6 protein-coding genes are annotated in these 7,708 nt (G+C 46.9%); 2 read left to right on the top strand and 4 right to left on the bottom strand.

The window, feature by feature from the left end; translation table 11 throughout:
- The 4 genes from RMO52_RS03245 to RMO52_RS03230 form a co-directional block, all read right to left on the bottom strand.
- Positions 1-3,990: DUF5724 domain-containing protein (locus tag RMO52_RS03245; RefSeq protein ID WP_310410780.1), on the bottom strand; the 3,990-nt coding region annotated here is incomplete at its 3' end.
- Between the two features lie 173 nt (positions 3,991-4,163).
- Positions 4,164-4,586: a hypothetical protein gene (locus RMO52_RS03240; RefSeq protein ID WP_310410778.1), complete on the bottom strand. Its 423-nt coding sequence runs from the start codon at positions 4,584-4,586 to the stop codon at positions 4,164-4,166.
- 89 nt (positions 4,587-4,675) lie between these two features.
- Positions 4,676-5,218 (bottom strand): Uma2 family endonuclease, encoded by a 543-nt coding sequence (locus RMO52_RS03235; protein WP_310410776.1) that lies wholly within the window; start codon positions 5,216-5,218, stop codon positions 4,676-4,678.
- Positions 5,199-5,345: a hypothetical protein gene (locus RMO52_RS03230; protein ID WP_310410774.1), complete on the bottom strand. Its 147-nt coding sequence runs from the start codon at positions 5,343-5,345 to the stop codon at positions 5,199-5,201. Before RMO52_RS03230 ends, RMO52_RS03235 begins: the two co-directional genes overlap by 20 nt.
- 78 nt (positions 5,346-5,423) lie before the next feature.
- Between RMO52_RS03230 and RMO52_RS03225 the strand changes: the two genes are divergently transcribed.
- Both RMO52_RS03225 and hppD read left to right on the top strand, forming a co-directional pair.
- Positions 5,424-6,284, top strand: coding sequence for a methyltransferase domain-containing protein (locus tag RMO52_RS03225; RefSeq protein ID WP_309737744.1), 861 nt, complete (start codon positions 5,424-5,426; stop codon positions 6,282-6,284).
- Between the two features lie 225 nt (positions 6,285-6,509).
- On the top strand, positions 6,510-7,565 hold the full coding sequence (hppD, locus tag RMO52_RS03220) for a 4-hydroxyphenylpyruvate dioxygenase (protein ID WP_310410772.1): 1,056 nt from the start codon (positions 6,510-6,512) through the stop codon (positions 7,563-7,565).
- Positions 7,566-7,708: the final 143 nt, after the last annotated feature.

The following is a 7,708-nucleotide window of genomic DNA, read 5'->3' as shown; positions in this document are numbered from 1 at the left end:
GAGGGACATCCGCATTCGGGAGGCTTGTTTGACGATACTCTGTTTGCGATCGACTAAAGCTTCAATCTCAGGGTTTTTCTTCAGTTTGGCGGGGATGGCTTTGAGGGTTTTTCCGGCTTTGGTAATGGTAATTTCGGGGGTGCCTGTGGTGGTGATGCTCAGGGAGATGGTGGTATCCTCGATCGCAACTACCTGCGGTTTTTCTACCAAATCGGCAATGGCGGCGGCTTCCATCGCCCACTGTAACCGTTGCGGATCGGCGAATCCGGCGGTGCGGGCGAGGTTTTCCATGCCGATTTCGACGGCGAGTTTTTCGCTGGCGCGGCGTTGGGAGCCAAATTTTTTGCTGGTGCGGAGGAATTCTTGGAAAGTTTGATAGCGGTTGAGGATATCGGGTTCGCACTTTTTGCCCGGATCTAATGGGCACAATCCGAGGGCACGGATGGAATCTTGATGGCGTTTCTTGAGGATTCGATCGAGTAATTCTTTCCTGTCGATCTGCCCTAACATGGCATTAGCAAACTGTTTCGCCCGTTGATGTCCGCTGCCGTTGGAGGCATATTGAGCGGCTTTATCCAACTGTTGCCACCGCTCTGCGCCCAAGGTGGCATAAACCCGCCCAAACCATTCCACATCAACGGCTCCATCGACTAAACTACTCGCCGAGAGCGGAGTCCGTTCGGCAATTTGCGCCACCCAGATTTCCCGCACATCCTGTTCGACCGACCAGTTATTATCTTTAGTATGAGCGTGAATCCACCAGACTCCTTCGGCAAAGCCAGGGAGAGCGATGGCTTGTTGGATATAATTCACCCATTGGGGCGCAAAGAAGGCAAATTGAATCAGCTTTTCTTCACTAATTTTCGCGGCTTTGACTTGGCGGGCAAATTCGACAGGCGTATCGTTACTGGCGGGAAAGCTAATCCGCATCAAGTGGCTCATGACGGCGGCTTTGCTCTGGTTGCCGTAACTATAACCGCGCACGAAGGTGGCATTATCCAGATTTTGCAATAGTTTAACGATCGTCGGAATACCTTCGATCGATCTCAAAGCTAGTGCTGCATGAGTCGCCGCTGTGGGTAAATCTCCCCGTTGACATTCAATTTCTAAGATTCGATCGCGGCATAGTTTGGCAGATTCGACAGCGATATTCAAGACTGGATCTAGATCTGATAATTTCCGCCGCGTGAGATTTTTGAGATCGGAAAAATCTCTTCTCAGATGCTGAACCAGAGTAGCATTTTCTGGTGTTTCTGGCTCGAATCGATTGCCTAATAAATAGTAAGTAATGTCTGCATTACTGGCAAAACCCAATCGATGCGAGATCGCCACATCGGTCAGACTTACGGCTCTACCGTAGCGAATCAGACGGTGCCAAATAGTCCCGTCGATCCAATTAATCATTTGCCACCACCGCCGAAAATGCTCGTCGGATACTTCTCCTCTTGGTTGTGCAAAGTTCTTAACGGTAGAAATGAAATTTTCTAAATCCCAAGTATCGATCTGTTGAGGTTGTGGATTAACCGCGTTGGCGTAGCCTCCGCTTTGCGGAATCGATCTTTCAAATTCGATCGGATCTACCAGTGTCGCTAAAACATGTGATAGAAAGTTTAAAGGAAACTCGATTTGTTGAGGCTGAGGATGTAGATAAAGTAACCAGTGAATAATTCGATTGACTAACTCTGGATAGCGTAACTCTAACTTAATTCCCTCGAAATATTTATCGAATACGGTGCGGAGTCCATGATAAGGAGAAGTGGGATAATCGAAGTAGCCCTTTTCTGATAGCTTTCCATATCGATCGATACTTGCATAATATCGGGGTGCGATTGCTCGAATTAGCTCTAAACCATCTGCATCTTTCGATCGATTGCTATGATACCAGTTTTCCCACACATCCGCTAAAGGCAACCGCGCCAAATTTTCGGCTGGAGATAGATCTTGCTGAAACCAAGGGAATTTCCAATTTGCATTTCCCAGTAGTTCTTCCTCAATTTCACCATTACGATAAGCGATCTGAATCGGTGTTTGACGATGTTGATGGATTAATTCATCGATCGCAAGTAATGTACTTTTCGCCGCAGCCGTATTTAGTTCGACAGGATTGTTACAAGTTACTGGTTCGGGTACATATAGAGCGGCGAGATTTACCAAGCCCAACGCATCACGCAGCGTAACAGACTGCGACTGTTTGACAAAAATCCGTTCTAATAGTTGAGTCTCAGCGGTGGTAATTTTATCGCCGCGCGTGGTTTGATAAGTTTGCGCGATCGATTGACACTCATCTACTCGTCGATTCCTCTTTACCAATTCCGCTACTAATTCTAATCCTGCTTGTCTCTGTAACTTATCTTTAGCTGCTAATAATAATCGCGCAGAATCGATCGCATCTTCATCCGATTGTTTAAGTAATGAATCCAGAATCCATTGACGTAGATCGCTAGATTTACGAGTGAGTAAACTAGCTAAACGGGCGGCTTCAGATCTATCGATTTGGCATTCTGTGAGTATTGCTACAACACATCGTCGCACGTAACTACTAGTATCACTAGTAAGGTTGAATAATGTATTGCGAATTTCCGCATCCCACGGCTGAATCTTCGCTAAATCTCTGGCGATAGTTGCCCGTTGATAAGATTCAGCAGCGGCTAGATAGGGAATCATTAACTTGGGCGATCGATCGCCCAACCAGCGATGTAAAATCTGGACGACAATTTCTTGAGAGACAGTCAGTTTCATCCACTCCCAAACTAGCGGAGTTAATTGCTTTGATTTGACTGCCCAACGGGGGAAAATAGCGACGATGCGATCGAACAGTTCCGGCGCAGCTTTTAATAATTCTTGGCTGGGATAAGCATTAGCATTTAACGCTAACCACGCGACTCGATCGTCGGGATCTTCGATCGCATTTAATATTACCAATCGTGCTGGTAATAAATCCAGTTGCTTGAGACAGTGAATCGCTACCAACCGATGCCTTGCTTCGGGATGCTGGAGGAGAGTTTTGGCAGATTCGATCGCTTGGATGGCATCGGTAAACGCGATCGACCATAGAGCCAAATATACCGTCTGTGCGTCATCGCTGGCGAGAGCGGCTTGTTGCTGGTTGGCATCGGTGAGAAAGTCTAAAACTTGCGCCACAATTGCCCGCGCTGGTTTCTCCTGCAATACGTCCAAATCGAACCCAAACCAGACATCCACCGCCCGTAATGTCGCCGCAAACCGAATTAGATTTTCATCCAAAATCAGCTTTAACATCCGCTGATACGCGGTCGGATGTGCTTCATCTACGCACTCCAAAATCGTCTGGCGCAGCCCTTCTTGCCGCTGGGCAGCAACTAACAGCTTTTCGACAAATTCCCAGCCTTCTGGACGATTTGCGAGGAGGAGCGATCGAGTCACATGTCGCCCCATCGCGCCGATTTCATGTTCGCCCTTAGCTGAAGCGATGAGAATATCGAAAATCTCTTGCCCTAGTTCGTCGCCAGCGTCAATGGCTGCGGCAAATAGATAGCCCAAAATGTCGCCGTTGTAGCCCAAGTACGGACACCAGCTAGCCAGCCAAGCTAGATCGACATCGTAGCCATTAACCACGTCTAACAAGCGTTGAAACCACCAGGTGCGTTTCGGAAGATAAGCATCGGCTGTCGGTGCGCGGAAGGAGCGGCGATTGTAGCTGATTTGATACGTCCAATTGGGAAAGCTTTGCCAAGTGGCTTCGACTGTAGGCGCGAATTGGGGGAAGAGGATGGTAAAGATTTTGAGTCGATCGACAGGATTTAATTCGCCTAAACTTTTGATATTCTGCTCGATCGCGGTAGCCGAATCATCGCGTTTAATCAGTTTGCCTTTGTCGTCATGACCGAAAATACCACACCCAATCGATCTGAGTTTAGCGGGTAGTTTGACTAGTTTATTGATGCGATCGGTTTGCCAGTTGGCGAGCTGGTATTCTTTTAGGCGAGCTTGGGCGATTTCGGGGTTGAGCATAAAGTTATGGTGGCGTAAATTATGACCTCAGCGGTTGAAACCGCCGCTGATGATGCGAAGTCCGCCTACGCGGACTAGGATATTCAATTTAGATTTAGTCCGCGTAGGCGGACTTTGTAACACTAGCCCCGATTTCAATCGAGGGCGGTTGCAGACTATGCACCAGTTCGCTATCACCCACCAACTAACGGCGTTAGACGGAGATACAAAAGTTCAGAACGATCGGTAAGAGCCACCGTCGCTGTCAAGTCCTCCTGCTGCTTGTCGTCGATAAATACCAGATAAAACCCAACCAGAAAGGCTTGCAGGGCATTGTCGATCGCCATCTCCACATCCACCACCTGTTCGAGATCGCTATCACCACTACTGATTTTACCGATCGCAACTCCAGCTTCAATATCAATTATTCCCAATACTTTGGTCGTTCTGCGATCGGCTTGTCTAGTTTGAAACGCTCCAACTTCCGATCGCACGATTTGGGCGAGTAATTCTGCTAATGTCAGCGGCTGCTCTGATAGAGACATTTGCCAGCTCGTAAATAGATTTTGGCTTTTGCCCAATACTTTGCCGGATATAGTCAGAGTGGGTGTAGCCATCGATCCAACCTTTAGGTATGACGTTTGATATCAATATTATTCCCCGACTATCGCCACTTTTAATAGAGATCGATCGACTTAAATTTTAGCTAGCTCCACAAAAATCTCGCATCGAGGACGAATCCTGGTAATACATCTTCACCCGATAGCGACTCAGGCGCAGTCAAGAGTTCTGGTGGTTTTCCCATCCGATAAATAGCAGCGCGTTTGCCCTTGGGATCTAGCAGCCAACCCAATCGACAACCGCTTTCCATATATTCCACCATCTTCGTTTGTCTTGTCTCGCTTTTCGCGTCGGGGAACCCGACGGGCGCGAGCCGCTGCGTCTGCACCCAAGAATCCGATCTCGACATCAATTCGACGGCAAAATCAGGACAAAGCGGCAAAAAGCCCCGTCGTTCTTCCGGAGTCAAAGCTTCCCACTTATCCAGGGTAATCCAAGCTACATCAGGCGATCGATCTCCGCCTGCTGGTAGTTCAAAGCCAGTGGATGAATCAAAAGCCTTACCTGCTTGGTTATTAAGATTCCATAGGTATAGCTGTCCACTCAAGTCAAAGTTAAAGCTACCAGTTTCACCGCCTGTGGGAGCCATAATAATTAGATTTCCTGCTTTATTTCTTTCCAGCTTCATGTCTGGATTGTCGATAGCAATCTGCCGAAATTGACTGCGGCTGAGGTTGGCGATTCTCCAAAGGAGAGGCTACGCCAACGAGTTGAGATTGAGGGTGAGGGCTGCCATGACTGGAAAATATAGTCACTACTATTTGAGTTTAACATCTGTAACTAGATGGTCTTCGTTAGAATGTACGAGCAGACTATCAGCCGAGATTTTGTAAATGAGTACCCAACTGTACCAAGAAATTAAAGAATTCTATGATGCTTCAAGCGGTCTGTGGGAGGGAATCTGGGGCGAACACATGCACCACGGCTACTATGGGGAAGATGGCAACTATAAGCTAGATCGTCGTCAGGCTCAAATCGACCTCATCGAAGAATTATTGATTTGGGCTGATGATTTTAGCAAGGAGCGACCTCAAAATATTCTCGATGTTGGTTGTGGAATTGGTGGTAGTAGCCTGTATTTAGCCCAGAAATTTGGGGCGAGGGTGACGGGGATTACCCTTTCTCCCGTCCAGGCAAATCGCGCCAAGGAGCGAGCGCGAGCGGCTGGTTTGGCAGACAAGGCGGATTTTCAGGTCGCTAACGCGCTGGAGATGCCGTTTGCCGATAATAGTTTCGACTTGGTATGGTCGTTAGAAAGTGGCGAACACATGCCAGATAAGGTGAAGTTCTTGCAAGAGTGTCATCGCGTCTTGAAACCAGGTGGGAAGATGATTTTTGTTACTTGGTGTCACCGTCCGACTACCGCGACAACACCACTGACACCTGACGAGCAGCGGCATTTACGCGATATTTATCGGGTTTATTGCTTGCCTTATGTAATTTCGCTGCCAGAATATACTGAGATTGTGACCCAATGCGGTTTTCAGGATTTGCGCGTGGCTGATTGGTCTACGGCTGTCGAACCATTTTGGGATGTGGTCATCGATTCAGCGATTACACCACAGGCTGTATTTGGGCTGGTGAAGGCGGGTTGGAAAACGATCGAGGCAGCGATATCATTACGGCTGATGAGTGAGGGCTATCGGCGCGGTTTGATTCGCTTTGGTCTGATTGCCGCGACGAAATCAACTTAAATCTAAGCTGTTAAGTCGCGAACTATCGATCGACATATATCGTCTTGTCATTAAAGATGAGGAGCGATTGCCGAGTAGTTTGCTTTGTAGTGGTTAGCTCATTGCGCTATCTTTTAGTTTAATTTAGGTGTCGAGATGCTCTGCTTGGCACTTTTTCATCAAACATCATTTCCCAGCAAGATTTAAGCTTTAATCCTTTTGAAACGAGCATAATAATTTAGCTTTATGGAATTAGATAGTATTCATTTCTATGTTAGGGATGCCGATCGAACGCGAGCTGTTTTGATCGAACAGATGGGCTTACAATCTTTAGATAATTCACCAATTTTAGTTCATCATCAGAGCGACCCATCGCGGACGCTCGTGCATTGGGTCGGTAATTCCGAGCTGTTATTTTCGATCGCATCCCCACTAGATACCAGTAGTCCAGTAGCGGAGTATCTGCAACTACATCCCTCGGGAGTTAAGGATGTTTCGTTTCGGGTTCTGGATCTAGCAGAGATTAGGAGCAAAGTAGATCGACTGGGCGTAACGGTATTAGCAGCTTCGGCAGATTTGGATGAGTGTCAGTGGCTGAGAATTCGAGGTTGGGGTTCTGTCGAACATACCATTATTCAATCGCAACTGGGAGAGATTACTTCGACGAAAATCGATCGACACGAGCCAATTACTGGGATCGATCACATTGTTTTAAATGTGGCTGCGGGTGAGTTGGATTTAGCTGCCAACTGGTATCGAGATATATTTGATTTTCAGGTAGAACAGACATTTGATATTCAGACGCTGACATCAGGATTGGCGAGTAAGGCTCTAGTAAGTGCGTGTGGCAAGATTAGATTTAATATCAATGAACCGAGTTCGAGTAATTCCCAGATTCAAGAATTTTTGGATCTCAATCATGGTGCGGGGATTCAACATATTGCCTTGCAAACTCAGGAGATCTGGACGACGATCGATCGAATGCAGCAGCAGAAGTTAGCATTTTTACCAATTCCGCAGACTTATTATACTAACCTCCAAAATAGGGCAAGATTGGCACAACAATTTCTGTTAACTAATCAAGAGTGGCAGCAACTCGAACGGTTGCAAATTTTGATGGATTGGTCTATGTCTATACCAAAACAGATTCTCTTGCAAATATTTACGCAACCGATCTTTGAATCACCTACCTTCTTCTTTGAAATCATCGAACGTCGCAATCGCGCTCAAGGATTCGGGCAGGGGAATTTCCAAGCATTATTTGAAGCGATCGAGGAATATAATTCTACATTGTCTATTTAATCTAAGTAGGTAGATGCAATTATTTATAAGATAGATTATGTCTGGAACCTAGCTGGTGGGCAGCGATTCGCGCCCTGGAGGTTTCCTCCAGATCGAGCGAATCAAGACAGTGCCCACCCTACACGATATCTTATATTTAATTA

This window comes from Chamaesiphon sp. OTE_8_metabat_110, from assembly GCF_031382685.1.
GTDB lineage: Bacteria > Cyanobacteriota > Cyanobacteriia > Cyanobacteriales > Chamaesiphonaceae > Chamaesiphon.
Note: the sequence above shows the minus strand (reverse complement) of the source record. Positions and strands in the feature narration are given on the sequence as shown.

What these genes read in the sequence shown, in the direction of transcription:
- RMO52_RS03240 (WP_310410778.1), bottom strand. Translation starts at nt 4,586, where the DNA reads ATGGCTACACCCACTCTGACTATATCCGGCAAAGTATTGGGCAAAAGC.
- RMO52_RS03235 (WP_310410776.1), bottom strand. Translation starts at nt 5,218, where the DNA reads ATGAAGCTGGAAAGAAATAAAGCAGGAAATCTAATTATTATGGCTCCC.
- RMO52_RS03225 (WP_309737744.1), top strand. Translation starts at nt 5,424, where the DNA reads ATGAGTACCCAACTGTACCAAGAAATTAAAGAATTCTATGATGCTTCA.
- hppD (WP_310410772.1), top strand. Translation starts at nt 6,510, where the DNA reads ATGGAATTAGATAGTATTCATTTCTATGTTAGGGATGCCGATCGAACG.